The sequence below is a fragment of the Streptomyces silaceus genome, from assembly GCF_001419745.1.
Lineage (GTDB): Bacteria > Actinomycetota > Actinomycetes > Streptomycetales > Streptomycetaceae > Streptomyces > Streptomyces silaceus.
This window is the reverse complement of record NZ_LIRJ01000611.1, coordinates 1-1011: the sequence shown is the minus strand read 5'-3', so window position 1 is coordinate 1011 and position 1011 is coordinate 1. Positions and strand designations below refer to the sequence as shown.

2 protein-coding genes are annotated in these 1011 nt (G+C 71.9%); one reads left to right on the top strand and one right to left on the bottom strand.

Translation table 11 applies throughout. From position 1 onward, the window contains the following. Positions 1 to 346: FAD-linked oxidase C-terminal domain-containing protein (locus tag AOK22_RS37650; protein ID WP_279617112.1), on the top strand; the 346-nt coding region annotated here is incomplete at its 5' end. Between the two features lie 103 nt (positions 347 to 449). On the opposite strand, the gene AOK22_RS37645 is transcribed toward AOK22_RS37650, so the two are convergent. Beyond that, on the bottom strand, positions 450 to 923 hold the full coding sequence (locus tag AOK22_RS37645; RefSeq protein ID WP_055703151.1) for an SsgA family sporulation/cell division regulator: 474 nt from the start codon (positions 921 to 923) through the stop codon (positions 450 to 452). Positions 924 to 1011 lie beyond the last annotated feature (88 nt).

Genomic DNA, 1011 nt, shown 5'->3' with positions numbered 1-1011 from the left:
GCCGCGCTCGCGGCTCGCGGACATGCTCGACGGCGTCGAGCGCATCGCCGAGAAGTACGACCTGACCATCGGGGTCTGCGCGCACGCGGGCGACGGCAACACCCATCCCACCGTCTGCTTCGACGCGGCGGACCCCGACGAGGGCCGGCGTGCCCGCGAGTCCTTCGACGAGATCATGGCCCTCGGCCTGGAGCTCGGCGGCACCATCACCGGCGAGCACGGCGTCGGGGTCCTCAAGAAGGAGTGGCTGGCACGCGAGATCGGCCCGGTGGGAGTGGAGATGCAGCAGGCCGTCAAGGCGGCCTTCGACCCGCACTCACTCCTCAACCCGGGCAAGCTCTTCTGACGCGGTCTTCGTCCCCGTATCCGTCTGTCCCCGTTCCGCTCGCTCCTTCCCCGTCTCCGCCGGTGCCGGCCGGGCTCCGCACTCGCCCCCGTGGCGGCGGAGCTCACTCACCGTCCTTGGACTCGTCCGAGGGCCAGGGGTCGCGCAGCCACAGGTCGTCGGCCGGGGTGGGGGCGAGCAGCTCGGCGAGGCCGTCGTCGATGCCGAGCTGCTCGGCCTCAGAGCCCGGAGGGACCACCCGCAGCGTCCGCTCCAGCCAGGCGGACACGGCGGCGGCCGGCGCCTCGAGGAGGGCGTCGCCGTCGGGGGAGCTGAGCGCCATCAGGACGACGCTGCGCCCCTCCACCTTGGTCGGCCAGACCCGCACGTCGCCGTGGCCGCACGGCCTGAACACGCCCTCCACCAGGAGCTCACGGGCGAACGTCCAGTTCACCGGGTGCTCGGAGCCGATGTGGAAGGCGATGTGGACGGCGTAGGGGTCGTCGGTGCGGTAGGTGAGGCGGGCCGGGACGGGGATGGCCCGCTCCGGCGACAGGACCAGCTTGAGCTCCAGCTCGCGTTCCACCACGGAGTGCATCACGTTCTCTTCCTTTCGTCGTGGGGCCCTGGGAGCGGACCCGTACGAGTGGAGAGCGCGAGATCGCCGGAGCATTACGCGGGTTCGG